The sequence below is a fragment of the Paenibacillus sp. FSL H3-0469 genome, from assembly GCF_038051945.1.
In the GTDB taxonomy this organism is placed as follows: domain Bacteria; phylum Bacillota; class Bacilli; order Paenibacillales; family Paenibacillaceae; genus Paenibacillus_AQ.
Window position 1 is genome coordinate 4,936,585 of record NZ_CP150302.1, and the last position, 26,001, is coordinate 4,962,585.

A 26,001-nucleotide genomic window follows, 5' to 3' on the forward strand; every position below is an offset into this window, starting at 1 on the left:
TCCAATCCACATGTATTGTGTATGAGCCAGGCTCCAATTTCGAAAACGTCTTTATACTGATTGTTGCACAGCCCGAAGAAAAGGTGCACCAGTTCTTTTGAGGGGCTGTTATAGCCCCTATAGATTACTTTCGTTTGGTACGGCCAATTAAGCCGCCGACTATCCAAAAGATCAAAATGCCAACAAAGGCAAATACAATCCAAAAAGCTATACGCACAAGCTATCACTCCTTTAAAGAAACCATACGATAATAGTTAATTTTCCGCAATAGAAGGGCTTTTATACCCGGGGAACAGACATGCCCGGTTTGGAAATCCAATAGGATTACCTCAACTATTAGAGGCGGCTGCGCGGATTGCTATAACCATTATCCCATCTTATAATGGACCGATAGCTTGTCCTATGGAGGCGTGAGTGTGCAATATAATTTGAGTATTCTGCTGCAATTATTTGAGCGGGCAGCGCTGCTGCTGATGTGTCTGTTCGTGCTGAGCCGGGTGCCGCGGTTCAAGGAGATTTTTGCCAAAGGGGTTCATGCCCCTCAGGAGCTGGCGATTGTCACGGTCATCTTCAGCCTGTTCGCCATCTTCGGAACCTACAGCGGGATTAATGTGGAAGGGTCTCTGGTCAATGTGCGGATTATCGCCATCATCGCTGGCGGAATCCTGTTCGGCCCTTGGGTCGGGCTGATTACCGGGATCCTCTCGGGCGTACACCGCTTCCTGATCGATATCGGCGGGGTTACCTCGCTCCCATGTCTGATTACCAGCATTACAGCGGGTGTGGTATCCGGGATCATCTACCGGCGCACTTCGCCTGAACGGCGCTGGATCGCTGCCATTGCTGCCGGAATGGCCTGCGAGGCATTGACGATGCTGCTGATTCTGGTGATGGCTGATCCCCATTCGCTGGGGGTGGATATCGTGTCCAAGATTGCTTTTCCGATGATAATGGGGCAGATCTGTGCCGGGCTGATCGTTACGCTTGTGCAGAGTGTAGAAGGGGAGAAGGAACGGATTGCCGCGAAGCAGTCCAAGCTGGCGCTGGATATTGCCAATAAGACGCTTCCGTATTTCCGCAGTATTAATCCCGAATCGCTGCGTACCATCTGCGGAATCATCCAGAAGGATATCGGGGCGGATGCGGTGGCCATTACCGATACCAGAGTCATTCTGGCCTACGTGGGTGTCGGGGAAGAATATTATGCCGAAGCTAATGAGATTATCAGTGAGGAGACGAAGCAGACCCTGAGCAGCGGGGAGATTACCATCCGTGACGACGATACCGAGTACATGAACCGGGACATCCGATCGCTGATCATTATTCCGCTGAAAGAGAAGGGGGAGGTGACGGGATCACTCAAGATCTACTATACCCACGCGCATAAAATCACCTATTCCCTCCAGGCTATGGCTGTTGGGCTATCCCAGATCATCTCCACACTGATGGAGGTGTCACGGGTTGAGGGGATCAAGGAGATGGCTAACAAGGCCGAGCTGAAGGCACTGCAGACCAGCATCAACCCCCATTTTCTGTTCAATGCACTGAATGCGATTATCTCCTCGATCCGGATCGACCCGGACAAGGCGCGTGAGCTGATCGTCAATCTGTCGGGGTATATGCGGTATAATCTGGAGCTGACCGATGAGTCCATAGATATCCGGCGTGAGCTGCAGCAGGTACAGCATTATGTGGAGATTGAGAAGGCCCGCTTCGGCAGCCGCCTGAGCGTACTGTACGATATAGATGAGGTGGCGGTACGCATTCCGAGTCTGGTCATTCAGCCGCTGGTGGAGAATGCGATTATCCACGGGATTTTGAAGGGGAAAGGGAACGGAACTGTAGAGATCTCGGTCAAGGACCACGGAGACAGCGTAAGGGTGCGAATTGCCGATACCGGAGCGGGGATCAGTGAAGAGACGATTGCGAAGGTCTATAGCGGAAGCATGGAAGGCAACAAAATCGGCCTCAACAACGTACACCAGCGCATCAAGCTGATCTATGGCACGGGTCTGACCATCCGGCGGCTGGCTAAGGGGACGGAAATCTATTTTGATGTGATAAAGGAGCAGCGATGAGAGCGATCATTGTCGAGGATGAAGTGCTGGCAAGACAGGAGCTTACGTATCTGATTCAGACCCACAGCCGGATCAGGATTGCGGCGGAATTCGAGGACGGACTGGATGCGCTGAAGTACCTGCAGACGGATACGGTGGATGTGATTTTCCTGGATATCAATATCCCTTCGATTGACGGGGTGCTGCTGGCCCATAATATCAGCCGGTTCGCGGTCAAGCCGTATATTGTGTTCATTACAGCCTATAAGGAGCATGCCGCCGAGGCGTTCGAGATTGAAGCGTTCGACTATATTCTGAAGCCTTACAGCGAGACGCGGATCAGAGCGATGCTGCAGAAGCTGGAGGGTGCCATCGCGGCCGGGAGCCGCCAGGGGGAAGAGGGACCGGTGAAGCTGGGCAGCGATAAGGTCAATCTGTGGAAAAATGAAAAGATTATCGTCATCGATGCAGACGAGATCTATTATGCTTCGGCGCAGGAGAAAACAACGAGTGTGATCACCAAAGGGGAGGAATACAGCATGGCCCTAAGTATCAGTGAATTCCATACCCGTCTGCCGCAGGAGCAGTTCTTCCGCTGCCACCGCTCCTATCTGGTCAATCTGTCCAAAATCAAGGAAATCATCCCCTGGTTCAACAATACCTATCTGCTCCGGCTGCGTGATTTGAACGCCGAGGTGCCAGTCAGCCGCAGTAAGGTGAAGGAATTCAGGCAGATTATGCGTCTCTAACGGCAGTTCATTCCCCGTAAGTGTCATCTCATTCCGGATTTCTCTCAGGAGGAGCTCCTTTCGCTACAATGAAGAGGCCAAGTAAGCCTTGAAGCGACTTCAGCGACTTCAGAGAGAAAGAGGGAATTCTGATGATAACGGATACAGCCAGTAAACGGTGGCTCATCGTACTAGGTACAGTAATTATGCAAATGGGACTCGGTACCATCTACACCTGGAGCCTGTTCAATGCACATCTTGTCAGTACATTTGGTTTTGAGCTTAGCTCAGTTTCGATAACGTTTTCTATTACCAGCTTTGCCTTGGCCTTCGCCACACTGTTCGCAGGCAAGCTGCAGGACCGGTTCGGTCTCCGCAGACTGACCGCAGCTTCCGGTATCCTGCTGGGGCTTGGGCTGATTCTAAGCTCGCAGGCCAGTTCCCTGCCGATGTTCTACCTGCTGGCTGGCGTAGTAGTCGGGTATGCGGACGGAACGGCGTATATTACTTCGCTGTCCAATCTGATGAAGTGGTTCCCGAAGAATAAGGGGCTGATCTCCGGGGTGTCCGTGGGTGCTTACGGAACGGGCAGTCTGATCTTCAAATATATCAACGGCGGCCTGATTGAATCGGCGGGGGTGTCGAATGCTTTTCTATACTGGGGCCTTATAGTCATGATGATGATCCTCATCGGCTCGCTGCTGATCCGGGAGGCTCCGGTGGCTGCGCCTGCTGTAGCTGCTGCGGGAAACCGGACATCGTCCGCTTCCGGGGCGGCTCTGCTGCCCAAGGATTATACTGTGAAAGAAATGCTCCGCACGAAGGAAGCATACCTGCTGTTCGTAATCTTCTTCACCGCCTGCATGAGCGGTCTCTACCTGATCGGTATCGTGAAGGATATCGGTGTGCAACTGGCGGGGATGGATGTGGCGACGGCGGCGAACGCTGTGGCGATGATCGCTATTTTCAACACGGCTGGACGCCTAATTCTTGGCGCATTATCCGACCGGGTAAGCCGGACCAAGCTGATTAGTATCACGCTGGCGGTAACGGCTGTGGCGATGTTTACACTAAGCTATGCCGCGCTGAGCTATGGCCTGTTCTTCGCCTGTGTGGCGGCCATCGCCTTCTGCTTCGGCGGCAACATTACCGTCTTCCCGGCGATTGTCAGTGACTTCTTCGGCTTGAAGAATCACAGCAAGAACTACGGCATCATCTATCAGGGCTTCGGGATCGGCGCGCTGTCCGGTTCGTTCATCGCCGCCTTCCTCGGCGGGTTCAAGCCCACTTTTAACATCATCGGTCTGCTGTGCATTGTGGCTTGCATCCTGGCGGTTTCGCTGAAGCCTCCGGTAGCCAGAGCAGCCTCAGCCAAGGGGATGAGCCTGAAGCCTTCACGGCATACGGCTTAACCATATATCGGCTTACGTCGGCTTAGAGTAGTATAGACAGATAAGAGTACCATAGAAAAATTAGAGTACCATAGACAAACAAGAGTACTACAGACAAAGAGAATAGTTCGGAGAAGATGAGATGTCCTCCGCCCGCGTGAGCGGGTGGGGGATGTCTTTTTTTGTGGATGGGGGGATGTGGGAAAGAGAATAGGATGTGGTGGAGGTGAGTGACGGGGGATGTGAAAAAGCGAATAGGGTGGAGTGGCGTGGGGTGAGTGAGGTAGGTGGATGCGAAATACTGAATGGGGTGTGTTGGAATGAGGGGGGCGGAAGTGTCGAGTAATATTGGTATTGTTCGGTAATGTTGTAGTTATTACAACTTAGGTCCGCGCATCTCTGGTTATTTCGTGAGATTGTTGCAGAGAATGCAGGATTTAGCGTGCTTAATCGCTTGGATGAGAGGGAATCTTGCATTTCGTACAACAATTGATAAGTTTGATCCCTTTTATAAGGGGAATGTTGTATTCTGTGCAGTAGTTTCACTAATTAAAAACAGAAAACAGGCATCCGGCAGGGCGGGTAAGCTCTGCGGATGCCTGTTTGCCTATGAATATGTGTATAGGAAGGAGGGGAAGGCTGCGAGCGGAAGGGTTAGCCTTCCAGCAGCAGGGATTCCGGGTCCTCCAGCAATTCCTTGACTCTGACCAGGAAGCTGACCGCTTCTGATCCATCCACGATCCGGTGATCGTAGGACAATGCGATGTACATCATCGGACGGTTGACCGTGCGCTCCTCATCCAGCGCGATGGGGCGCAGCTGAATCTTGTGCATGCCGAGAATGCCGACCTGCGGGGTGTTGAGGATCGGTGTGGACAGCAGGGAGCCGAACACTCCGCCGTTCGTGATCGTGAAGGTTCCGCCCTGGAGCTCCGGCAGACTGAGCGTATTGGCGCGCGCCTTGGAGGCCAGCTCGCCGATCCGCCGCTCGATCTCTGGGAAGCTAAGCCGGTCGGCATCGCGGACGACCGGTACAACCAGGCCTTCCTTGGCAGCTACGGCAATACCGATGTCATAATATTTCTTCAGCAGGAGATCTTCCCCGTCGATCTCGGCATTCAGCATCGGGTAAGCCTTGAGCGCGCCGATGACGGCCTTGGTGAAGAAGGACATGAAGCCGAGTCCGACCTCGTGCTTCTCCTTGAAGGCATCCTTGCGGCGCTTGCGGATGTCGAGAATGGCGGTCATGTCCACCTCGTTGAAGGTGGTCAGCATCGCAGCCGTCTGCTGCGCTTCGACCAGGCGGCTGGCAATCGTCAGCCGCCGCCGCGACATGCGCTTGCGCTCGGTGGCTTTGCCGTCCTCGGCGTGCGGCGCCTTGCCCGCAGCCGGCGGCGCGGGCTTCGCCGGCTCCGGCCGTGCAGCCGCCGCCGGAGCCGCCGGCGCAGCGGCCTGCGGCCCGGCTGCGCCATGACCATCTACATCGGCCTGACCGATCCGGCCGATAGGGTCGCGGGCACTGACCTCGCCGAGGTCGATGCCCCGCTCCCGTGCCAGCTTGCGCGCCCCCGGCGAAGCCAGGGCCGCAGTGCCTGCCGCCGCACCTTCGGCGGCGGCTGGAGCCGTTACCGCAGCGGCCGGTTCAGCCGCTGCGGCACTTGCGGCAGCAGCAGGCGCGCTGCCGCCCTGCGGTGCGCTGTCTGCTGCTGGCTTGCTGGCAGCACCAGCCCCGGCGGCGCTGCCGATGATGCCGATGGCTTCGCCAACGGCAACGTTCTCGCCCGCCTGGCGCAGGATGGAGGAGATGACGCCGTCCTCCTCCGCACTGATCTCGAGATTGACCTTGTCAGTCTCAAGCTCGGCAAGCACATCCCCCTGGCCGACAGTGTCGCCCTCTTTAACCAGCCATTTGTAGATCGTTCCTTCGGAAATCGATTCGCCCAAATCGGGTACTTTTATCTCGGACACAGGCCGTACCTCCCCAAATATAGTGGTGTGCGTGATATTGGATGACCGCCTTGCTGTGCTCAGGAAGACGGTACAGGTGCTTGCACTGCTGCATTCAATTTCAGGGCTTCCCGGACAATGCGCCGCTGCTCGAAGCTGTGGACATCGGCGTAGCCGCTGGCTGGGCTGGAACGGTCCGGACGGCCGATGTACTGGACAGTGACCTTCTGCGGTGCGATGGCGCGCAGCCGGGATTCGGCATACGTCCACCCGCCCATATTCTTCGGTTCTTCCTGCACCCAGACGATCTCCTCCAGCGAGCTGAAGCCGCTAAGGTGGGCGCCAAGCTCGCGTTCCGGGAACGGATAGAGCTGTTCCATGCGCAAAATGTGCAGCCAGGAGAAGTCCTGTCCGCGCGTTGCTTCCAGCTCCGTCTGCAGGTCGATGGCCACCTTGCCGCTGCATACCACGAGGCGCTTTACGGCTTCCGGCTTACTGCCGAGCAGCGGCTCGGGAAGAACCGGCTGGAAGGTGCCCGAAGCGAGGTCCGCTCCGGCTGAGGTGCTGCGCGTGTTACGGATCAGGCTCTTCGGCGCCATGATGACCAGCGGCCGGGCATCCGGTTGTCCGCAGAGCGCGGCCTGACGGCGGAGCAGATGGAAATATTGCGCAGCGCTGGTCAGGTTGGCTACAGTCCAGTTCTCCTCGGCGGAGAGCTGCAGGAACCGTTCCATTCTGGCGCTGGAGTGCTCCGGTCCTTGACCTTCATAGCCGTGAGGCAACAGGATTGTCAGATTGCTGCGCTGCGTCCACTTGGCGCGGCCGGCAGAAATGAACTGGTCGATAATGACCTGAGCCGCATTGGCGAAGTCGCCGTATTGAGCCTCCCAGATAACGAAGGTCTCCGGTGCGAACACATTATAACCATATTCGAAGCCGAGGACAGAGGCCTCGGACAGCGGACTGTTGTAGACGCCGAATGAAGCGCCGGCATCACTCAGCTGATGCAGCGGAGAATAGAGTTCACCGTTCTCGCTGTCATGCAGCACCAGATGACGGTGGGCGAAGGTACCGCGCTGTGAATCCTGCCCGCTGAGGCGGATCGGCGTGCCATCCTTCAGGATGGTAGCGAAGGCAAGCGTCTCTGCCAGAGCCCAGTCCACCCGCTCGCCGTCATTCAGTGCATCCTTGCGGCGCTGCAGAATCCGTTCCAGCTTCGGATAGACCTTGAAGCCGGCCGGTACGCGCAGCAGCTCGCGGTTAATCTCCTGCAGCCCGGCCAGCGGGAAGGCAGTCGGACGCTGCTGGGGACTGTCGTTATCCAGCGCGACGGCGGTTTTGGACTCCGCATTCTTCTGTTTGCCTTCCTTCATCTGGTCAAAGGCCTGCTGAAGGACGCTCTCCGCCTCCGCAATCATGTTCTTGACATCATCCGCTGTGATTACCTTCTCACGCTCCAGGCGTTCAGCATAAGCGCGGTACACCGTAGGGTGGTTCCGCACTTTGCCGTACACAATCGGCTGGGTTGTCTCGGGATCATCCATTTCATTATGCCCGTGGCGGCGGTAGCCGATCAGATCAATCAGGAAGTCCTTCTTGAACATATGGCGGTAAGCACTGGCCAGACGGACTGCGGCAATACAGGCTTCCGGGTCATCGGCATTGACATGCACGATTGGAATTTCATACCCTTTGGCCAGGTCGCTGGCATAATGGGTGGAGCGGGAATCCTCGCTCTCTGTGGTGAAGCCGATCCGGTTATTGACGATAATATGCACAGTACCGCCATTCTGATAACCCTGCAATTTGCCGATATTAAGCGTCTCTGCGACAATGCCCTCTCCAGGGAAGGCGGCATCGCCGTGCATCAGCACAGCCATAGCCTTGCTTGTGTTCAGCTTAGGCAGTCCCGGAGCGTTGCGCTCTTCCTGTGCGGCGCGGGTGAAGCCCTCGACGACAGGATTGACGAATTCAAGATGGCTCGGGTTATTGGCCAGCGTGATCCGGGTGCGAACGGTCTCGCCTTCGCGGACGGCACGGTCAGCCCCGAGATGGTACTTCACATCACCGCTCCAGCCGTAGGTCACGCCCATGGAGCCTTCCGAAGGGAACAGCTCCTTGTTCGGCGAGTGATGGAATTCCGAGAAAATAATATCATAAGGCTTGCCCAGAATATGAGCCAGCACATTAAGTCTTCCGCGGTGGGCCATGCCCATCAGGATATGCTCTGCGCCGTCATGCGCGGCGGCCCGCACAATCTCATCCAGCATCGGCACGAGGGCATCATTGCCCTCCAGGCTGAAGCGCTTTTGGCCGACGAAGGTCTTGTGCAGGAAGGTCTCGAAGTGCTCCACCTGAACCAGCCGCTTCAGCAGCTCTTTGCGCTCTGTATTATTCAGCGGGGCAGGGGAGGTCATCGATTCCGCCTGGCTGTTGAGCCAGCGCAGCTCGCGTTCATCATGTACATGCCCGAATTCGTAGGCAATGGTCTGGGTATAGGCCTGGCGCATTCTGTGGACGGCATCCATCGCGGTATGCACATCCGCAGGGGCATTATCCCAGATCAGCGAAGCAGGCAGAGCATTAAGATCCTCGCGGGTAAGCTCGTAGGTCTCCAGCTCCAGCCATTTGGCCATCGGGTTCGTGCTGCGCTCCAGCGGGTCAATGTCTGCGGCCATATGGCCGTATATCCGAATATTGGCGATCAGCTTCGAGGCCTTAACAGCCTTCTTGAGCCACTGCGCATCTGCTGATACGGCAGGGCTCGGAGCCCTCTCGGCATCGGGTGCCAGCGGAGGGGGGCCGGATACGGTGAAGAGATCACGGTAATGTTGTTCAACAGAAGAGGGGTCCTTGACAAATTGCTCATATCTTTCTTGGATGTAGCCCAGGTTGGGGCCGTAATATTTGCTCCATACTGTGTCGTTATAGGGCTCTTTGACTGCCATGAATAGGTCCTCCTAACGGATAAACTCCACGCGAGGCATCCAGTGTGCCACTTGGCGGAGCTGCAAATGTTTGCGGTTTCATTCTCACCTTATTGTGCTACTTTCCGGCGGGGTAATCAATTCATACTTTCGGTCAATCCGTTCGCAATTTGGCATGATTCATTACAGTATTCATACGGAACTATCATAAATAAGCAAAATTCCCCTCCGCTTCTTTTGCTTTTGTTAATTCTTAAGTGCTATCTAACTATAAATTCCTATCACAGTCCGTCATCTATACAAATGGGTAATTGTCTCTATACGAGGTTGCGCGCAGCGGTAAGGCGGAGCAGTTAGAGTTCCCTTTAGTATATTTAAACTATTAGCTAGGGTTTGAACTTGGGACTGGAAATATTTATACAAGACGCTGGCAATTTCAGCTAAGTTTCCTCACATTTTATCATAAAAAAATTCCAGAAAACGACACACTAATCGCGCATGATCTTGTATAATGTTATTGCGGAGAACGGTTTCATCGATTCTTGCCAGATCCTTTCATGATGGAGAGGGTCCAGTTAAAGGTAAACCTGCCGAAAGACAGGGGCACAAAGTCTCGGATCTAAAGTAGAGATACTACAAAGTAGCAATACTACTATGATGGCCGGACTGCCTGGGGACGCGAAAATTCTAGGAGGAGATTTCTTGGATATGTCCAACCAGGGGAATGACGAGCTGCAGGCAGTAGATCTGGATTTAGAATGGGTGCACTTGCTGATGTCTGCCAAGCAGGCGGGGATCGCGGCGGAGGAGATCCGCCGGTTTCTAAGTGAGAAGGCGCTCCAGGCGATGTAAGGCGGTCATCATTGTTCGGATACATACAGAAAAGGCACAGCGTCCGGTACGCTGTGCCTTTTCTGTATGCCGCTTGAAAGCATGCCTTCGCCGAAGGCGGCCTCCCTGCCGTGCGGAGTCTTCCCTGTGACATACAATGCTGTGTTTAGTTGTCCTTTTGTTCCATGCGCCATTTCTGGTAATCGAGGAATTCCTTGAATTCACGTTTGCTTATACCGGAGGCCATAGCCTCCTGAACCAGCCGGAACCATTCCCCGTCCAGGGCCTGTTCTTCCGTCTCTGCCAATCCGCCATACAGCAGTGCATGAATGGATACCTGAAGCGCGTCAGCGATTTTTTCGATGAATTGAATGGAGGGGTTGGATTGAATATTCCGTTCCACATTACTGAGGTATGATTTCGCCACATCAGCCTTATCCGCAAGCTCGGATAGCGAATAGCCCTTCTCCAGCCGGAGTTTGTGGATGCGGCTTCCCATAGTATCTGACACGATTACAACGCCCTCCGTACTTTTTTGGTAAAAGATAAGAAGTGATATGCTTCGCGCTATACCGTATCCCTATCTCTCTCGCGGAAACGGCACCGCCCGTTCATAGGAGGGACGGCAAAGCCGTTTTCACTTGTCAGTATAACAAAAAACCGCAAATCGGACAAAATCATTGAGCCGGCAGCCTGTAGAAAAGAAAATAGCACACCCGGCCCGGTTGGGGAAGGATGTGCTGTCTTGATGGATTCCTGATCTACTTGGCTTCTCCCACTCCTTGAAGAGCATCGAAGGTCCAGTTCAGAGCTAAGCCGTCACCCTGAAAAATGTTCTGATCGAGCGTATTGTCCACGAACTCGAAGGCGATCTTAAAGGTCTTGGAACCGGCTGCGGCAATCCCTCCCGGCAGGATACCTGCTGCTACGAGATCGTAGCTTGGGGTGTTCTTCAGATCCTTCAGGGAGATCTCGGACAGCACATGACCGCTTAGTGAACCGCCGGTGTACGAATTATCCAGGAGCTTGACCTTGAAGTGGTCTCCGAGATCCTGGCCCGCATTGTCGCCCTTGGCATCGGTTACGGTGTATGTGGTAGCGAGCTTGAGGAATTTGATATCCAGTGTGCCGTCATTGGACAAGGTAAAGGTGCGGACGGTGTAGTCTCCCGGCTTCAGATTCGTCAGCGCTACCGGAGTATTGAAGGAGGAGCCGAGCTTCAGCGTACCTGCGGCGAAGGTTGCGGTGCTTGTGGCTGTGGAGCTGAAGTAAGCGAAGGTGCCCCCGCCGATTAAAGACAAGCCCAGTGCTGCCGATGCTACGCCAAGACCCAATGTTTTTTTGATACCCATGATTGATTTCCTCCTCGAATGGTTTGTTTTGTTGGTAAATTATTTGAGACTGCCTTTTTCCTGGTTGGCTTCAAAATTCAGCGTCAGCGCAAGCGTATCGCCCTGATAATAGTTCTGCGGCTGGAGGGTTTCCTTGAAGGCAAACTGGATAGTCAGGTTATCCGAGGTACCGGCTTTAATGCCGGATTTCTCTCCGCCTAAGATCGCTCCGACAATTCCCCGGGCCACGAGATCGGGACTCTCTTTCTCCAGATCGGCCAGCGAGATGACCAGGAGCGGCAATTCTTGCTTATCCTTGTTCGCGAGGAAGGTCACAATAATATCATCCTTGAAATTATGGGAGCCGTTGTCTCCCAGAGCGTCTGTAATAGCCGATGAGGTGTGCAGTACCACTTTGGGAATGTTAAGCGTCCCGTCATTTATAAGCTTGAAATCTCTTAAGATGCTGTCTCCCGGCTTGAGGTTGCTGAGATTAACAATGACAGAGGGATCAGATTTAAGTGATAAAGTTCCGTTGTTAAAAGAAGATGAAGAAGTAGAAGTACTGCTGAAGTAAGCGAAGGTGCCTCCGCCGACCAGGGTCAAGCCTAATGCTGCCGATACAACTCCGAGACCTAATGTTTTTTTGACGTTCATTTGTTCATCCCTCTCTTAATGAGTCTATTGGGTGCATAGCCGGTGCTTCCGGCAAGCTGTATTGTGGCTCCGCGTTTCGTAAACGGGAGAGGACAATCGGTCATTGTACAAGGTCAGTCAAAGTATCAGGGGTGCCGGCGCTGGCTGCGGATGAGGAGACATTTTTCTTTTCCAGTGCCGCAACGGCCTTCCAGGAAGAATACAGCGCGTAGAGGAGCAGCAGCAGTCCGGGAATAATCATCAGCACTACGCTTCCGGCTTTGGAGACTGCGAAGCTCATGGCATAGCCCACATAGGGTACGGTTACACCGGTGTACTCACCTACTACATTCGTGGAGCTGACGGCTGCTGTGTCGGCGGCATCATTATTGTCGCCCTTGGTGGTGTAGCTGGCTTCCCCCAGTGCATTGTTCAGCTCGGCATCGACCACGCGGTGGGTGATCAGAATATTATCGGGATTCAGAAAAGTGATCACATCGCCTTTCTGAAAACGGGTCATGTCCCCGCCCGGCTTAATGGCTACAATGGAACCGGTCTGGATGCCGGGCTCCATGGAGCCGGACAATACCGTTTTGATCTGATAGCCGAAGAAGGAGGGCTCGCCGCCGGAGGCTTTGGAGATCACAACGGCTGTGATCAGCACCAGGAACACTAGCAGAATCAGTGTGGAGATGATCGTATTGGCTATTTTTCGGATGCGCATCTTATTCGCCGCCTTTGCTGGTGTCGGATTGTGGAGACGGTGTAGCTGTAGGAGAAGGCTGCCCGCCGTCCACGACAGTACCTGGAATTACGCTGCCTGGTTCATGATCTGGAGTTGCCACCGGTAAAAGAATCTCAGGCGCAGGCGTGGCCACTGGAGCAATAACCTCTGCTGCTGCTGAAGCTGTGGGGACTGGATTGTCCTGTACAGGAGCTGTTGGAGCGGGCTCCTCTGCCGGCTGGCTTTTGTCGGGAGGACTGGTTGCGGGCGGCTGGTTCTGGGCTTGTTCATGCTCCAGCTTCAGCGCTTCGTCAGCAGCCTTCTGCTTCTCTAGGGCGAGCCGTTCGGCTTCCTCCGCTCTGGCTTTCTCGGTCTTTTCAAGTGCCAGGCGTTCCTCTTCCTCTTGCTGTGCCTTCGCCTTGTCCTCAAGGGCCGTCTTGGCGTCAGCGATTTCTGCCAGCCGTTCCTGCAAGGTGTGGATTGTGGAGGACAGGGTATCCTTGGACGCCGTTAATTCGGTGTTCAACTGCTCGTACGCGGCCAGCAGCGTGGGGGAGACCTGCGAATCTGCCTGATAGGCGCTGGTTACGAACGAGAGGATAGGCTCCTCGGCTGGGAAGCTGTAGTCATCCTGCCGGAGTAAGATGCGGTCGGGATTGCCGGTAGGCAAGGATCCGCCGATATCATGAATCGAGCCGAGGTATTGCACAATTCCGCTTAACGTCTCCGCCAGCGTCTCCGACAGAATCCCGCTTTGATGAAGACTCTCTTGAATCTGGTCGAAGAACTGTGCATCACGGATTTCCAGACAGTTAGGATCGAGATTCACCATATAACCTCCGAGCTTGTGCAGGATGGCCGCTGCGTAGCCAATTTCCTGCAGGATTTGTTGCCAGACCGTCCCGTTGAAGCTTAGTTGCTTATCCAGCAGATCGATCTCGCTGCCAGCTTGAGTGAGCTCAGACGAGAGTTCGTCCGCAGCCTGACCCAGCTCTGCAAGCGATAGCTCTCCGGTAGCGGCTGAGGAGGTGTTATACACTCCACTGATGCTATGGCTGCCAAGGGAAGATTTCAGCTCTATGAGGGTGCTTAGGTGCCCGCTGAATTCGGACAACAGCTGTTCAATCTGACCCGGGAATACCGAGCACAGCCCGATGGAGCTGATCTGCTCCTGTGAGGTGTTGAACTCTCCATAGGTGCTGCCGATCTGGCCCGAGGTGTAGATCAGAAGCACAGAGACAGCCATACCCGATTGCAGAATCCGCAGGCCGAGCCTCCTGGTTTTTCGTTTGCGCCGCTTGGCAGATCTGGGGTACATAGCTAAGCCCCCTCTCAACTTGCTAATGAGTTATTCGTTATATTCGTTCTTAATAAAGAACGATATCGTAAACAAATCATACACTGCGCCGCTTGAAAAAGAAAAATCTTAATTTCAGCGGAATGTTCGCAATAAAGTACGAATTGGGTGCGATATCTCGCTGTATCTGCGGTTATCGCTGTTTTTCACAAATGTTCTTTATAAAGAACGAACGGGACGGGTGGGAGGAGCGGAGAAAGGTGAGAGAAAGATGAGGGGGAGATGAAGTGAATAGGCGTTGTTCGCAGATAGTGGGCGGTTAGCGGAAATGAGGGGCACAAGTGCACCTTAATGGGGCGAAAGTGGGGGAGAGCGGAAATGAGGAAGGTAATCGGGCTCAATGTATGCGAAAAAGCGAATACAATCAGTCAGCTGCATCAGTTGGCTAAACGAAGGGGCTGTCCCAAAAGCAGCGATTCTTCCGTTAATGGAGAATCGCTGCTTTCTTTTTTGGGAAGAGAATTCAAATGATATTCTCTTATGATTTGGGTGTTTCGTATACCGCTTAAACAGCGATTGGAACAACGTTCTATTTGCGGAGCGTCCACCTAAGTGCTTACGTTGATCCTACTCCACAATAAAGAGCTGTCCCAAGCAACCAATTCATCGCTTTTGGGACAGCCCTCTCCGCTAGTTTTATGAAAATGTCCGGTTTCGCCGAATCTGAACCTGTTCAATCAGGTGATTTCTGGTGAAATCCAAGTTCAGGGTAGCTTCTCCCCGCGCGAGGTGACGTACAGCTCATACCATTCCTTGCGGGATAGCTCTAGCTGGTCCGCGCCTGCACAGGCAGCGATCCGCTGCGGATTCACTGTGCCGATAACAGGCTGAATGGCTGCGGGATGCGTCATCAGCCAAGCCAGCACGATAGCCTCGGGTGTCGCGTCCTTCTCGTCAGCAAGTCTCCGTACCATGGCCGCTGTATTCACGACATTCTCCGGCTGGCCTTCAAGCGGCCGTCCGCTGAAGAGTCCCTGGGCCAGCGGGCCCCAGGCCTGTAGCTGGATATTCCCGGCACGGCAATACTCCATGGTGCCCTCCGGGAACGTAATGTCCTTCCACGGGTCGCGGTTCACGCTGAGTACGGCGTCGACCCAGCTGATCCGGGACAAGCTCATATGCAGCTGGTTGACAATGAACGGCTCGTCGCAATAGGTCTGTAACAGCTGGATCTGGGCGGCGCTCATGTTGGAGACGCCGAAGTGGCGCACCTTGCCGGAGGCCTTGAGCTGATGCAACGCTTCCGCCACCTCTTCGGGGTCCATTAACGGATCGGGCCGGTGCAGCAGCAGAATATCAATATACTCTGTGCCCAGCCGTGCGAGAGTTCCATCAACGCTGGACAGAATGTGCTCCCTGGAGAGGTCGAAGCTATTGGAGAGGTCTCCCGGCTCCATCAGCTTGATGCCGCATTTAGACTGGAGGAGAATGTCCTCGCGCAGCCCCGGACGTTCCTTGAAGATTTGCCCGAACACCTTCTCCGCCTTGCCCCGGGTATAAATATCCGCATGATCAAAAAAATTAATACCTATAGACAGCGCCGCATCCAGTGCCTCATGTCCCTGCTTCATATTCGCAGCTGTGACCGGTTCGCGGTCCCAGCCTCCTCCCAGTCCCATGCAGCCCAGCGCGATACGGCTGGCAGGTATGCCGCGCCGGTTAAGGGGTAACGCCTTCAGCAAAGTGATCCCTCCATAGTATTCAGCTTGAGAATGCTCCGGTTATGCTACCGGACAAGCCTACACCTTTAGAACCCGGTGTGGTATCGCTTGTCGCTGGAGGAACGGTGCTTCGTGGTCTCTTTATCCTTCTCTTCCTCTTTCTCGAGTGTCAGGTCCTCTACGGGTATCGGGTCCACATGCTGCTGGCTCTCATCTACATCGAACAGGCTGGGCTTGTCTGTAGGGTATTGCTCCGGGTGGTCACGCTCGTCTCTGATCGGCTTTTTGTCATCGCTCATAGCGGCTTCACTTCCCTTTCCAGAGTATCCGTCAGGCGGGGGTTGGCATTCAGTCCAGTTGCCTAAGCCGCTCGCCGGCGGTTTGCTCCCTACATAAACACATATTGTCTTCGCTAAACAGTTACAGCGGCTGAAATCCGCGATACGAGGACGTACTCCAGACACCAAAGGGACTGCCTGCTGCCGGTAACGGCAGAATAGACAATCCCCCTGGTTCATAGGTGTTTTATTAGTCTCCGATAATCGGTCTGCCGATATCATCCAGTCTGCGGACGGCTACATCCTCATACAGGCGCTTCAGCCATTTCAGCTCGGTCTGGCTATGTTCATATCTGCCGTACATCATATGCAGCACCGAGCGGGGCACGATGGAGATATGCTCCTCGTATACTTGATAGGCATAATTCACCTGATGCTCCGCCTCCCGGATGCGTTCCTCCAGCAGCTTCGCCACCTTGCCCTGGTCGATATGACGCGCGAGGGCAAGGGCCATGTACAGCGGATGATACGGCGGATCACTTTTCTTAATCTGCTGGAGAATGAGCTGCTCCATCAATTCTTTGCCTTTATCCGTAATGCGGTAGATGGTCTTATCCGGCCGGTCCGGGCTGTGAATGATCTCCACCGCCTCGATGTGGCCGCCTGCGGCCAGTTTGTCCACGGCGTAATATAAGGAACCGGTCTGAAGCTTGATGACTTGATCCATAGAGCGTTCCTTCATGACCAGGGTAATCTCGTAGGGATGCATATTCCGCTCCAGCAAAAGTCCCAGAATCAGCAGCTTCATCGGCATGGGCTTACCGCTGACCTTGATTTGCACCATGCTGGCTGCCCTGCGGCAGCAGACGGTCCTTCGGCATCAGAAGGACGAACACCACCGTAAGCACCGCCGGAACGATGGCCCACAAGAAGGTATGTGAGATCGACGAAGACAGTGAGTTCGTGATTTTCTCCAGTACAGGCGCCGGAATCTGTGCTCTGGCCTCGGGTGTTAACGCGGAACGCGGGTCGCCGAAGGAAGCGGCCTGCCCGCTGTCTCCGAAGGCTGTGCTCAGCTCGGAGGCGAAGTGGTTACGCTGGATAATGCCGAAGATTGTAATCCCCAGCGTCATCCCGAGCGAGCGCATGAAGGTACTGGTGGACGTTGCCGAACCGCGCTGGCGCATGTCGAAATGCTGGATCGAAGACAGGCTGAGCACGGAGAAGGAGAAGCCCACACCGAAGCCGGTCAATGCCATGAAGGCATTAAGCGCCATCCGGGGGGTCTCCGGGGTCAAGGTGCTGAGGGAATAGATCCCGCCCACGAAGCAGACTGCTGACAGCAGCATGATGTTGCGGAAGCTCGTTTTGGTGGTAAGCAGGCCGCCGGACTGGCTGCCGATTACGGTGCCAATCATCATCGGCATCAGAATCAGGCCTGAGTTGGTGGCGGAGCCGCCGTATACCCCCTGGACGTATATTGGGATATATACCGTGGCTACGATGAATGCTGAACCATAGAACAAGCCAAGTATACTGCTGGTTGCGAACAGGCGCCCCCGGAACATGGCGAAGGAGATGACCGGCTCTGCCGCGAATTTTTCAATGATAATGAAGGCGATCAGAAGCACGGCGAACGCAGCGAACAGTCCGAGAATGGCCGCAGAATCCCAGGCATACTGATTACCGCCAAGCTCCAGGGCGAACATCAGGCAGATAATCCCTGCCACCAGGGTGAACGCGCCGCCCCAGTCAATCCGTTGCTTGGAATGCGTGATGGATTCCTTGTAGGAGGTCATAATAAGGAAGAACGAGACAATCCCGATGGGCAGGTTAATATAGAAAATCCAGTTCCAGCTCACATACTCGGTGATATACGCACCAAGCAGAGGCCCGATCACACTGGAGATTCCGAAGACAGCACCGAAGAGTCCGGTGAGCTTACCTCTTTTCTCAGGCGGGAAGATGTCAAAGACAATCGTGAAGGCAATCGGCATGAGTGCTCCGCCGCCAATCCCTTGTATCGCACGGTAAATACTGAGCTGGGTAATGCTCGCCGACGTTCCGCACAGGGCGGAGCCGATCAGGAACACGATAAGCCCGAAGATGAAAAACCGTTTGCGTCCGTACATATCGGACAATTTGCCGAAGATTGGGGTTCCGGCCATAACCATGACCATGTAGGCGGAGGTGACCCAGACGATTTTATCCAGTCCCCCGAGGTCGGAGACAATCGTGCCCATAGCTGCGGCAACAATGGTGTTATCCATGGCTGACATCAGAATACCGAGCAGCAGTCCGACAATGACGAGCTTGAGATTACTTTCTTTGCTGTGCATGTTAAGCTCCTTTATGTTTAAAATTCAATGGAATTTCATTATAGTCAAATTTGAATAGGGTGGCAATTGTTTTTTTTCAAGAGGACCTACAGGTTGGGAGCTGCTGGGAACTTGCATGCGTGTACTTGGTATTCCTTATCTGCCGGTCCTTTATTCCTGCTGAAATAGGGCAAAGTATCTGGAGGAGGGAAAAAAGGCTGCTTGTCACCTGAGGTCTTGACATACCCGTGGGGGGTATATTATATTGGTACATAAGGAGGCTGATTCCTGTGTCTACAAATGAGAAGGACCCTGCCGGACAGGATTGTGCAGAAGCCTGCCATTCTACTGCTTCCGGTGTGCGTAAGAGTCATCATTCTCCGGAATTCAAGAATGGGCTGACGACCCGGCTGAACCGGATTGAAGGGCAGATCCGCGGAGTCAAAGGCATGATTGAACGGGATACCTATTGTGATGATGTGCTGAATCAGCTGGCGGCGGTGCAGGCGGCCCTGAACAGTGTGGGCAAGCTGCTGCTTGAAGGCCATATGAAGAGCTGCATTATCGAACGGATCGAAGCCGGTGAGCATGAGGTGATTGACGAACTGCTGGTTACGGTGAACAAGCTGATGAAATAAAGGTTGTGCTTTGTATGGGATTTAATAGTTCGAATTCTCCAGGCTGTGGTGAGGAAGAAAAAAGAATAACGACCAAGGGTCTGATTGTACTTTGTGCAATAGAATTCCTGCTTAACGATTAAAATATCCATTCTATTGTATTCCGTACAATTGAAGTCAGGGAAATAAGCTGAAAGAGCCTAAAAGCAGAAAATCTACTGTACAAAATACAATAGATTCCATTCAAAGGCTGATTTATCCGGCATCTGTTGTACAAAGTACAATCAAGCAGAGCTATCCCTTCCTCACGTAACAATCTATATTTCCGGCTGTAGAATATGAACACAAATTAAGCCTGTACCAACAATAATTAGGAGGTTATTCAAATGTCGAACGTAACACTGAAGGTTGAAGGAATGTCCTGCGGTCATTGTGTAAGTGCTGTAGAGAAGGCTGTCGGCGGCTTGGGTGCAGCGGCGAAGGTAGATCTGCCGGCGAAGACGGTGGCTGTTGAATTCGATGAGAATAAGGTAAGCCTGGATAAGATCAAGGCCGCTATTGAAGATCAGGGCTACGACGTAGTGTGAGCTAATTGTTGTAATATAAGGGCTTGGAGCAGGGAACCCTGGGGTACAGGGCCGGGCGCCAATGCCTTTTCTTTTCAAAATAAATATACCCCTTGGGGGTATGTGGAGGTGCGTGAGAATGGAAAAGAGTACAGAGTCCGCCCCGCAGCAGCAGGCCACGCTGCAAATTACCGGAATGACCTGCTCCGCCTGTGCGACGCGGATTGAGAAGGGCTTGTCCCGCATGGAGGGGGTATCCCGGGCGAATGTCAATCTGGCGCTGGAGCAGGCTACGGTAGGCTTCGATCCAGCCGCTATGGATGTGCCGCAGATTGAGGAGAAAATCCGCTCCCTTGGCTACGATACGCTGAAGGAGTCGGCGGATTTCGATATAACAGGAATGACCTGTGCGGCCTGCTCGTCGCGCATTGAGAAGGTGCTGGGACGGATGCCGGGGATCGCGGCTGTGAATGTCAACCTGGCGCTGGAGACTGCCCACGTGGAATATTCGCCGGGCAATGTCAGTACAGCCGAGATTATGGATAAGGTGAGCAGCATCGGCTATAAGGCGTCACTTAAGCAGGACCGGAAGGATATCGCGGAGCAGCGCAGTGAAGAGATTACACGCAAGCGGAATAAGTGGATGATCTCCGCGTTGTTGTCTCTCCCGCTGCTCTGGGCCATGGCGGGCCACTTCTCGTTCACAACCTGGATCTGGACGCCTGAGCTATTCATGAATCCCTGGTTCCAGCTTGTGCTGGCGACCCCGGTTCAGTTCGTGATTGGCTGGCAGTTCTATGTCAGCGCCTATAAGGCGCTCAAGAATGGTAGTGCCAACATGGATGTGCTGGTGGTGCTGGGCACCTCTGCGGCGTATTTTTACAGCTTATACCTGACGATTGATTCGCTGAAAATGAGCGGGATGCACCACACCGTGGAGCTGTACTTCGAGACCAGTGCGGTTCTGATCACGTTAATTCTCTTAGGCAAGTGGTTAGAAGCGCTGGCGAAGGGGCGTTCATCGGATGCGATCCGCAGCCTGATGGGGCTTCAGGCCAAGACAGCGCTGGTGCTGCGTGACGGCGCAGAGCTGAGTATTCCTGTGGAAGATGTAGTGATCGGCGATATTGTGCTGGTGAAGCCCGGCACGAAGGTGCCTGTAGACGGTGAAGTCGTTGAGGGATTGTCCTCCGTCGATGAATCCATGCTCACAGGCGAGAGTATCCCGGTGGAGAAGAAGCCGGGGGATTCCGTAATCGGAGCTACGATGAACAAGAACGGAATGCTGCGGGTGAAAGCCCGCAAGGTCGGCCGTGATACGGCGCTGGCACATATCATTAGAGTCGTGGAGGAAGCGCAGGGCTCGAAGGCACCGATCCAGCGGATTGCTGATGTCATCTCCGGGATCTTCGTGCCGATTGTGATTGGTATTGCTGCTGTAACCTTCGGGGTCTGGTATATCTGGGGAGCGCCGGGGCAGTTTGCAGAGGCCCTGGAAAAAGCCATTGCGGTGCTTGTCATCGCCTGTCCTTGCGCACTGGGACTGGCGACGCCAACCTCCATTATGGCCGGGTCCGGCCGGGCCGCCGAGTTCGGCATCCTGTTCAAGGGCGGGGAGCATCTGGAAGCTGCGAAGGGCGTGAAGGTGGTGGTCGTGGATAAGACCGGGACCGTGACCAACGGCAAGCCTGTGTTGACCGATATTGTAGCAACTACCGCAATTGCTGCGCAAGGCCGGGTGCTTGGCGAGAACCGGCTGCTGGCCATAACAGCGGCTGCGGAGAAGCTCTCGGAGCATCCGCTGGCGGAGGCCATTGTGGCTGGAGCACAGGGCAGAGGAATCGACCTGCCGCCTGCGGGCCAATTCGAGGCGGTACCGGGCCGCGGGGTATCGGCGGTTGTAGACGGCCAGCAGGTAAGTGTAGGCACACGGCGGATGATGGTGGAGAACGGGCTGGATATCGAGCCGTGGACAGGGATCATGACCAAGCTGGAGCAGGAAGGCAAAACAGCGATGCTGGTAGCTGTCGATGATGCGGTAGCGGGAGTGATTGCCGTGGCTGACACGATTAAGGATACCTCACGCGAGGCGGTAGCCCGGCTGCATGCTATGGGTATTGAGGTTATCATGATTACCGGAGACAACAAGATTACGGCCCAGGCGATTGCGGATCAGGCGGGCATCCGCACGGTTCTGGCGGAGGTGCTGCCTGAGGGCAAGGCGGAAGAGATCCGCAGGCTCCAGAGCGGCGGAGTCAAGGTAGCCATGGTCGGTGACGGCATCAACGATGCTCCGGCGCTGGCAACCGCGGATACGGGCATGGCGATCGGCACCGGCACGGATGTGGCGATGGAGGCGGCGGACATCACGCTGATGCGCGGCGATCTGATGAGCATCCCGGATGCGATCCTGATGAGCCGCAAGACCATGCGCAATATCAGGCAGAATCTGTTCTGGGCGCTGGCCTACAATACGCTCGGCATCCCGATTGCGGCGCTCGGCTTCCTGGCCCCTTGGCTGGCCGGAGCCGCGATGGCGTTCAGCTCTGTATCCGTTGTACTGAACGCGCTGCGTTTACAGCGCGTCAAGCTGTAAGAATGATGCGGCCAGCCGCAGCCGGATTCATCCGGACGGACAGAAGGCCGCAACGCAAAGAATCGCCGGCGTGTATCTGCCGGCGATTCTTTTTTAAAAAATATAAGAAGTTATATGTTTCACACGATAACTTATCCTTCTAGGCGAATTCAATCTATGCTGCTTTATTCGCTGGCTGCTGCGGAAGCCGCAGCGTGCTTTTTCCGGCCCAGCAAGTTCGTGCCAATGACCCCGGCGATGATCAGGAAGGAACCGATCCAGTGATAAACCGTGATCTGCTCTCCCAGGAAAATTGCTCCGGCTGCAATGGATACGATGGTGGAGAGGTTGGTGAACACGCTCATGAGTGAGGCCTCGATTTTGGATAAAATATAGGTGGAAGTCAGTGTTGTGACCAGCGAAGCTACCACCCCCAGATATACGGCGGACAGGACAAACGTTGCGCTTCCCAGCGGATTCAGGAACTCCCCAAGCGTCCCGCTGACGGTATGTCCGGTAAGCGAAATGATCAGGAAGGTGGCGAAGCCGACCCCCATCATCAGGTAGCTGAGCTCAGCGGGGCTGAAGTGGCTGGAGAGGGAGCGGGCCAGCACACTGTACCCGGCAAAAGCGAGACAAGTCATGAACAGCAGCACAATTCCGGTCATATTAGACAGCTGGATGCCGCTTCCCTTCATGACGAAGATGAACACTACGCCGAATACCGAGAGGAAGATGCACAGCTTTTGCAGCAGAGTGGTCTTCTCTTTCAGGAATATCCCGGCGATGATCATAGTCACCACCGGAGTGAACGAATAGAGGATGCCTCCCTCGGCTGAGGTGGCGCGCTGAAGTCCGAAGACTTGCAGGGTGAAGAAGCCGAGCGGATACATCGCGGCGAGCAGCAGGGCCCGGCCAATCGGCTTGCCCCGGTAGGATACCTTAACCCAGCCGAGGGCGACCGGAACTGACATCACGGCAAAGGAGGCAGCGAACCGGAAGGTCAGCGTGTCGAGCGGCCCGGCATGAACCAGAGCTACTTTGGTGAACAGGAAGGAGAAGCCGATAATGACCGCATTGAGTACGGCGAAGCTGTAGGCCAGCTTGAGTCCTTGTTTGTGCATGGGTACATCTCCTTGTAGGTTAGTGAAGATTGGATGCTGTAAACATTCGATCTATTACTTTAAAATTAAAGGAAAAAGCGTACACCAACAATACAAGGTTTCCCCAACTGTACCGGTACAGTCTGCCGTGATCCCTATATAATAAGGGAAGAATAATAGGATAAAATACACGGCATAGCATGGTAATGACGGCGAACGGAGGCGGGCGATGAACAAGTATCATCAGGTGATCACAGAGCTGGAGCGGCAGATGAAGGAAGGGCAGTACCGCCCGGGAGATAAGCTGCCGTCTGTGCGCAGGGCTTCAGAAATCTACGGCTGTAGCGTCAGTACCATACTGAAGGCTTACGGGGAGCTGGAGCGGATGCATACGATCTACTCTATTCCGCAGAGCGGATATTACATGGTGGACAAGAGTGATGATTCGGCAGCGGCTAGAAGCGAAGGGACAGTTGATTTTGCTTCGGCATCGCCGGATCTGAACGTTTTTCCTTACCTGGACTTCCAGCATTGCCTCAATAAGGCGATTGACCAGTACAAATACCATCTGTTCACCTATGGGGATGCCCTGGGGCTTGCGACGCTGCGCCGCACCCTGGTATCGCATCTGGCCGAGTATCAGGTGTTCGCGAAGGCGGAGTCGATCCTGATTACCTCGGGGATTCAGCAGGCGCTGGAGATACTGGCGAGAATGCCTTTTCCCAGCGGCAGGACGGAGATTCTGGTGGAACAGCCGGGGTATGATATTTTTTTGAGGTATTTGGAGGCTGAGGGGCTGCCGGTGAGCGGAATCGGGCGTTCGGCGGCGGGCATTGACCTGCAGGAGCTGGAGGAACGGTTCGCCAGCGGGAGATTTAAATTTTTTTACACGATGCCCAGATATCACAACCCCCTTGGGACAACCTACAGCACAGAAGAGCGCAAGGCCATTGCCGGACTGGCAGCCAAATACGATGTCTATATCGCCGAGGATGATTATATGGCGGATCTGGGGATCGGACGGCGCTATGACCCCATTTATGCGTATGACCAGACTTCCCATGTCATTTATCTCAAAAGCTTCTCCAAAATCATCTTCCCGGGCCTTAGGCTCGGTGCGGTGGTGGTACCGGAGCTGCTGCTGGAGAGCTTCCGCTCCTATAAAGGCTATACAGATACCTCGCTGCTGTCGCAGGCTGCGCTTGAGGTATACATCAAGAACGGAATGTACGGGCATCACAGGCACAAGATCAAAGCCATGTACGCCAAAAAAATCCGCGCGGTATACGAAGCGCTCGGGCAGCATAATACAGACGGCTTAATCGAAGCTTCTGCGGACAGCTCCGGCATCTATATCCAGTTCAAGCTGCCGCTTACCGTTAATCTGGAGCGTCTGGTTAAGCGTCTGGGGGAACGCAAAATTCAGGTGGTACCCGGTAACGGCTTCTATCTGCCGGGCTACCAGGCCCGGGACAAATTCCTGCGCATCAGTATTTCCCGTGCGGGGCTTACGCAGATTGATGAGGGAATCCTGGCGATTGTCCAGGAGGTGAAACGCGGGAGCGGGTGGTAGAGGCGGAAGAGGCGAAAGGGGAGGAAGAGGAGGAAGAGGCGAAAGAGGGCGGAAGAGAAGGAAGAGGCGAATGAGGGACGAAGAGGCTGGAAGGAAGCCCCCCCCCTTGTTGTCTGAGCTGCGAAATGGGATCATAATAGGCTTATTATAGGAGTGAAGAAAGGCGGAACGATAATGAAACCTACGAATGAAACCCTTGAGCTGTTGAACCGTCATACCTCTGTCCGCCAGTATCAGGACAAGCCGGTCAGCGACGAACTGCTGGCAGCAGTCATTGGAGCGGGGCAGATGGCTTCGACCTCCAGCAATGTCCAGGCGTACACGGTTATTGCTGTAACCGAGCCTGCGCTTAAAGAGCAGCTATCCGTTTTGTCCGGTAATCAGGGCTACATCAAGCAGTGCCCGGTCTTTCTGGTCTGGTGTGCGGACCTGTACCGGCTGCGGGAAGCGTCGGCTCCGCATTTGCAGGGGAAGCCTTCCTATGAGGACACGGCCGAGAATCTCATTGTAGCGACTGTCGATGTGGCGCTGGCTGCGCAGAATGCTGCCGTTGCGGCAGAGTCGCTCGGCCTTGGCATTGTCTACATTGGCGGCATCCGCAATGAGATCGCTGCGGTATCTGAGCTGCTCGGCCTGCCGGAGCTGGTCTATCCGGTCTTCGGCATGTGCCTCGGGTATCCGGCCGCCGCGAACGGCATCCGCCCGCGTCTGCCGCAGGCGGCGGTGCTGCATCATAACGGCTATAATGCCGAAGCCGCAGTGGAACAGGCCCGGGTGTACGACGCGATCTCCAGCGACTACATGCGCGAGCGTACCGGCGGCCAGAGCGCAGCCTCCTGGTCGGAGATGATGGCGGGCCGGCTGGCTCAGCCTGCCCGGCTGCACATGAAGGAATTCCTGCTTAGCAAGGGATTCATGCAGAGGTAGTGAACAGAAAGGCCTTCTCCAGAGTCTGTGGGGGAGGCCTTTTTTTGATTGGAGGAGGATAGACCGAACGTATGCGTAAAGCCCAATATTGTAGGCTGGCGCGAAGGTACATAGGCTCAATACGCCACAGCCAGTAACAAATATTGAAATTTCCTGCACGAATTGCAACAATGCTGCCCAATATAAGCGGCCTATGAAGAAATGCTGCACAAAATGCAACAAAGCCAGCACACACGTGCTCAAAACACCGAAATTCCTGCAAATGATGCAACAATGCACCGCAGCCAGTGACATGTCTATAGAAATCCTGCAATAAGTACAACAATGCTGCCACATACAAGCGGTTACTGGGATTGCAAACCATCAAAATTGGCCATAGATAGGCAGAACATTGCTATGATGTGCTACTGCGGGGATATCTTAGGTAAATGTATGCCGAAAACAACATACAATG

Annotated in this window: 21 protein-coding genes and 1 riboswitch; of the genes, 9 read left to right on the plus strand and 12 right to left on the minus strand. The window is 54.5% G+C overall.

All coding sequences use genetic code 11. The features are described from left to right. Positions 1 to 416: 416 nt before the first annotated feature. The 3 genes from NSS83_RS21790 to NSS83_RS21800 all read left to right on the plus strand — a co-directional run bounded on the left by NSS83_RS21790 (position 417) and on the right by NSS83_RS21800 (position 4,197). Complete coding sequence (locus NSS83_RS21790; protein WP_341182895.1) at positions 417 to 2,078, plus strand: sensor histidine kinase; 1,662 nt, start codon at positions 417 to 419, stop codon at positions 2,076 to 2,078. Beyond that, positions 2,075 to 2,806 (plus strand): LytTR family DNA-binding domain-containing protein, encoded by a 732-nt coding sequence (locus tag NSS83_RS21795; RefSeq protein ID WP_341182894.1) that lies wholly within the window; start codon positions 2,075 to 2,077, stop codon positions 2,804 to 2,806. Before NSS83_RS21790 ends, NSS83_RS21795 begins: the two co-directional genes overlap by 4 nt. A 131-nt stretch (positions 2,807 to 2,937) precedes the next feature. Continuing rightward, complete coding sequence (locus tag NSS83_RS21800) at positions 2,938 to 4,197, plus strand: OFA family MFS transporter (protein WP_341346456.1); 1,260 nt, start codon at positions 2,938 to 2,940, stop codon at positions 4,195 to 4,197. Between the two features lie 633 nt (positions 4,198 to 4,830). Here the strand turns inward: NSS83_RS21800 and odhB are convergent. Together odhB and NSS83_RS21810 are read right to left on the minus strand one after the other, a co-directional pair. Beyond that, positions 4,831 to 6,144: a 2-oxoglutarate dehydrogenase complex dihydrolipoyllysine-residue succinyltransferase gene (gene odhB, locus NSS83_RS21805; protein ID WP_341182891.1), complete on the minus strand. Its 1,314-nt coding sequence runs from the start codon at positions 6,142 to 6,144 to the stop codon at positions 4,831 to 4,833. 59 nt (positions 6,145 to 6,203) lie between these two features. Then, complete coding sequence (locus NSS83_RS21810) at positions 6,204 to 9,071, minus strand: 2-oxoglutarate dehydrogenase E1 component (protein ID WP_341346457.1); 2,868 nt, start codon at positions 9,069 to 9,071, stop codon at positions 6,204 to 6,206. A 549-nt stretch (positions 9,072 to 9,620) separates the two neighbouring features. Continuing rightward, positions 9,621 to 9,724: riboswitch (cyclic di-GMP riboswitch) on the plus strand. A 34-nt stretch (positions 9,725 to 9,758) separates the two neighbouring features. On the opposite strand from NSS83_RS21810, the gene NSS83_RS21815 reads away from it, so the two are divergent. Further along, positions 9,759 to 9,902, plus strand: a complete 144-nt coding sequence (locus NSS83_RS21815; RefSeq protein WP_341018495.1) for an anti-repressor SinI family protein — start codon at positions 9,759 to 9,761, stop codon at positions 9,900 to 9,902. 145 nt (positions 9,903 to 10,047) lie between these two features. Here the strand turns inward: NSS83_RS21815 and NSS83_RS21820 are convergent, their stop codons facing one another. The 9 genes from NSS83_RS21820 to NSS83_RS21860 form a co-directional block, all read right to left on the minus strand. Beyond that, the gene (locus NSS83_RS21820) at positions 10,048 to 10,380 is read right to left on the minus strand and encodes a helix-turn-helix domain-containing protein (protein ID WP_036732876.1); all 333 of its coding nucleotides are present in this window, start codon (positions 10,378 to 10,380) and stop codon (positions 10,048 to 10,050) included. A gap of 262 nt (positions 10,381 to 10,642) precedes the next feature. Beyond that, on the minus strand, positions 10,643 to 11,233 hold the full coding sequence (locus tag NSS83_RS21825; RefSeq protein ID WP_036695621.1) for a TasA family protein: 591 nt from the start codon (positions 11,231 to 11,233) through the stop codon (positions 10,643 to 10,645). 39 nt (positions 11,234 to 11,272) lie between these two features. Further along, positions 11,273 to 11,869, minus strand: a complete 597-nt coding sequence (locus NSS83_RS21830) for a TasA family protein (protein WP_341182889.1) — start codon at positions 11,867 to 11,869, stop codon at positions 11,273 to 11,275. Between the two features lie 100 nt (positions 11,870 to 11,969). Continuing rightward, complete coding sequence (locus tag NSS83_RS21835) at positions 11,970 to 12,572, minus strand: signal peptidase I (protein WP_341182888.1); 603 nt, start codon at positions 12,570 to 12,572, stop codon at positions 11,970 to 11,972. A 1-nt stretch (position 12,573) separates the two neighbouring features. Continuing rightward, positions 12,574 to 13,890, minus strand: a complete 1,317-nt coding sequence (locus tag NSS83_RS21840; protein WP_341346458.1) for a hypothetical protein — start codon at positions 13,888 to 13,890, stop codon at positions 12,574 to 12,576. A 743-nt stretch (positions 13,891 to 14,633) separates the two neighbouring features. After that, a complete protein-coding gene (locus NSS83_RS21845; protein ID WP_341182886.1) occupies positions 14,634 to 15,611 on the minus strand; it encodes an aldo/keto reductase in 978 nt (325 codons plus the stop codon). Between the two features lie 65 nt (positions 15,612 to 15,676). Continuing rightward, positions 15,677 to 15,889, minus strand: coding sequence for a hypothetical protein (locus NSS83_RS21850; RefSeq protein ID WP_036699028.1), 213 nt, complete (start codon positions 15,887 to 15,889; stop codon positions 15,677 to 15,679). A 229-nt stretch (positions 15,890 to 16,118) separates the two neighbouring features. Further along, a complete protein-coding gene (locus NSS83_RS21855) occupies positions 16,119 to 16,712 on the minus strand; it encodes a PadR family transcriptional regulator (protein ID WP_305954397.1) in 594 nt (197 codons plus the stop codon). Then, positions 16,687 to 18,207, minus strand: coding sequence for an MDR family MFS transporter (locus NSS83_RS21860; protein ID WP_341182885.1), 1,521 nt, complete (start codon positions 18,205 to 18,207; stop codon positions 16,687 to 16,689). The genes NSS83_RS21855 and NSS83_RS21860 overlap by 26 nt, the downstream gene beginning before the upstream one ends. Before the next feature lie 338 nt (positions 18,208 to 18,545). Between NSS83_RS21860 and NSS83_RS21865 the strand changes: the two genes are divergently transcribed. The 3 genes from NSS83_RS21865 to NSS83_RS21875 all read left to right on the plus strand — a co-directional run bounded on the left by NSS83_RS21865 (position 18,546) and on the right by NSS83_RS21875 (position 21,965). Beyond that, the gene (locus NSS83_RS21865; protein ID WP_235218520.1) at positions 18,546 to 18,824 is read left to right on the plus strand and encodes a metal-sensitive transcriptional regulator; all 279 of its coding nucleotides are present in this window, start codon (positions 18,546 to 18,548) and stop codon (positions 18,822 to 18,824) included. Between the two features lie 365 nt (positions 18,825 to 19,189). Then, positions 19,190 to 19,390 (plus strand): copper chaperone CopZ, encoded by a 201-nt coding sequence (gene copZ / locus NSS83_RS21870; RefSeq protein WP_341346459.1) that lies wholly within the window; start codon positions 19,190 to 19,192, stop codon positions 19,388 to 19,390. Positions 19,391 to 19,508: 118 nt separating this feature from the next. After that, on the plus strand, positions 19,509 to 21,965 hold the full coding sequence (locus tag NSS83_RS21875) for a heavy metal translocating P-type ATPase (protein ID WP_341346460.1): 2,457 nt from the start codon (positions 19,509 to 19,511) through the stop codon (positions 21,963 to 21,965). 164 nt (positions 21,966 to 22,129) lie between these two features. Here the strand turns inward: NSS83_RS21875 and NSS83_RS21880 are convergent, their stop codons facing one another. Then, entirely contained in the window at positions 22,130 to 23,068 is a 939-nt protein-coding gene (locus tag NSS83_RS21880) for a DMT family transporter (RefSeq protein ID WP_341182882.1), read from the minus strand. Positions 23,069 to 23,276: 208 nt separating this feature from the next. Here NSS83_RS21880 and NSS83_RS21885 point away from each other — a divergent pair, with 208 nt between their 5' ends. Together NSS83_RS21885 and nfsA are read left to right on the plus strand one after the other, a co-directional pair. Next, the gene (locus tag NSS83_RS21885; protein ID WP_341182881.1) at positions 23,277 to 24,620 is read left to right on the plus strand and encodes a PLP-dependent aminotransferase family protein; all 1,344 of its coding nucleotides are present in this window, start codon (positions 23,277 to 23,279) and stop codon (positions 24,618 to 24,620) included. A 174-nt stretch (positions 24,621 to 24,794) separates the two neighbouring features. Next, positions 24,795 to 25,547 (plus strand): oxygen-insensitive NADPH nitroreductase, encoded by a 753-nt coding sequence (gene nfsA / locus NSS83_RS21890; protein ID WP_341346461.1) that lies wholly within the window; start codon positions 24,795 to 24,797, stop codon positions 25,545 to 25,547. Positions 25,548 to 26,001 lie beyond the last annotated feature (454 nt).

What these genes read in the sequence shown, in the direction of transcription:
- NSS83_RS21835 (WP_341182888.1), bottom strand. Translation starts at nt 12,572, where the DNA reads ATGCGCATCCGAAAAATAGCCAATACGATCATCTCCACACTGATTCTG.
- NSS83_RS21880 (WP_341182882.1), bottom strand. Translation starts at nt 23,068, where the DNA reads ATGCACAAACAAGGACTCAAGCTGGCCTACAGCTTCGCCGTACTCAAT.
- NSS83_RS21885 (WP_341182881.1), top strand. Translation starts at nt 23,277, where the DNA reads ATGAACAAGTATCATCAGGTGATCACAGAGCTGGAGCGGCAGATGAAG.
- nfsA (WP_341346461.1), top strand. Translation starts at nt 24,795, where the DNA reads ATGAAACCTACGAATGAAACCCTTGAGCTGTTGAACCGTCATACCTCT.
- NSS83_RS21810 (WP_341346457.1), bottom strand. Translation starts at nt 9,071, where the DNA reads ATGGCAGTCAAAGAGCCCTATAACGACACAGTATGGAGCAAATATTAC.
- NSS83_RS21795 (WP_341182894.1), top strand. Translation starts at nt 2,075, where the DNA reads ATGAGAGCGATCATTGTCGAGGATGAAGTGCTGGCAAGACAGGAGCTT.
- NSS83_RS21825 (WP_036695621.1), bottom strand. Translation starts at nt 11,233, where the DNA reads ATGGGTATCAAAAAAACATTGGGTCTTGGCGTAGCATCGGCAGCACTG.
- NSS83_RS21875 (WP_341346460.1), top strand. Translation starts at nt 19,509, where the DNA reads ATGGAAAAGAGTACAGAGTCCGCCCCGCAGCAGCAGGCCACGCTGCAA.
- NSS83_RS21855 (WP_305954397.1), bottom strand. Translation starts at nt 16,712, where the DNA reads ATGGTGCAAATCAAGGTCAGCGGTAAGCCCATGCCGATGAAGCTGCTG.
- copZ (WP_341346459.1), top strand. Translation starts at nt 19,190, where the DNA reads ATGTCGAACGTAACACTGAAGGTTGAAGGAATGTCCTGCGGTCATTGT.
- NSS83_RS21840 (WP_341346458.1), bottom strand. Translation starts at nt 13,890, where the DNA reads ATGTACCCCAGATCTGCCAAGCGGCGCAAACGAAAAACCAGGAGGCTC.
- NSS83_RS21815 (WP_341018495.1), top strand. Translation starts at nt 9,759, where the DNA reads ATGTCCAACCAGGGGAATGACGAGCTGCAGGCAGTAGATCTGGATTTA.
- NSS83_RS21820 (WP_036732876.1), bottom strand. Translation starts at nt 10,380, where the DNA reads ATGGGAAGCCGCATCCACAAACTCCGGCTGGAGAAGGGCTATTCGCTA.
- NSS83_RS21830 (WP_341182889.1), bottom strand. Translation starts at nt 11,869, where the DNA reads ATGAACGTCAAAAAAACATTAGGTCTCGGAGTTGTATCGGCAGCATTA.
- NSS83_RS21850 (WP_036699028.1), bottom strand. Translation starts at nt 15,889, where the DNA reads ATGAGCGATGACAAAAAGCCGATCAGAGACGAGCGTGACCACCCGGAG.
- NSS83_RS21860 (WP_341182885.1), bottom strand. Translation starts at nt 18,207, where the DNA reads ATGCACAGCAAAGAAAGTAATCTCAAGCTCGTCATTGTCGGACTGCTG.
- NSS83_RS21800 (WP_341346456.1), top strand. Translation starts at nt 2,938, where the DNA reads ATGATAACGGATACAGCCAGTAAACGGTGGCTCATCGTACTAGGTACA.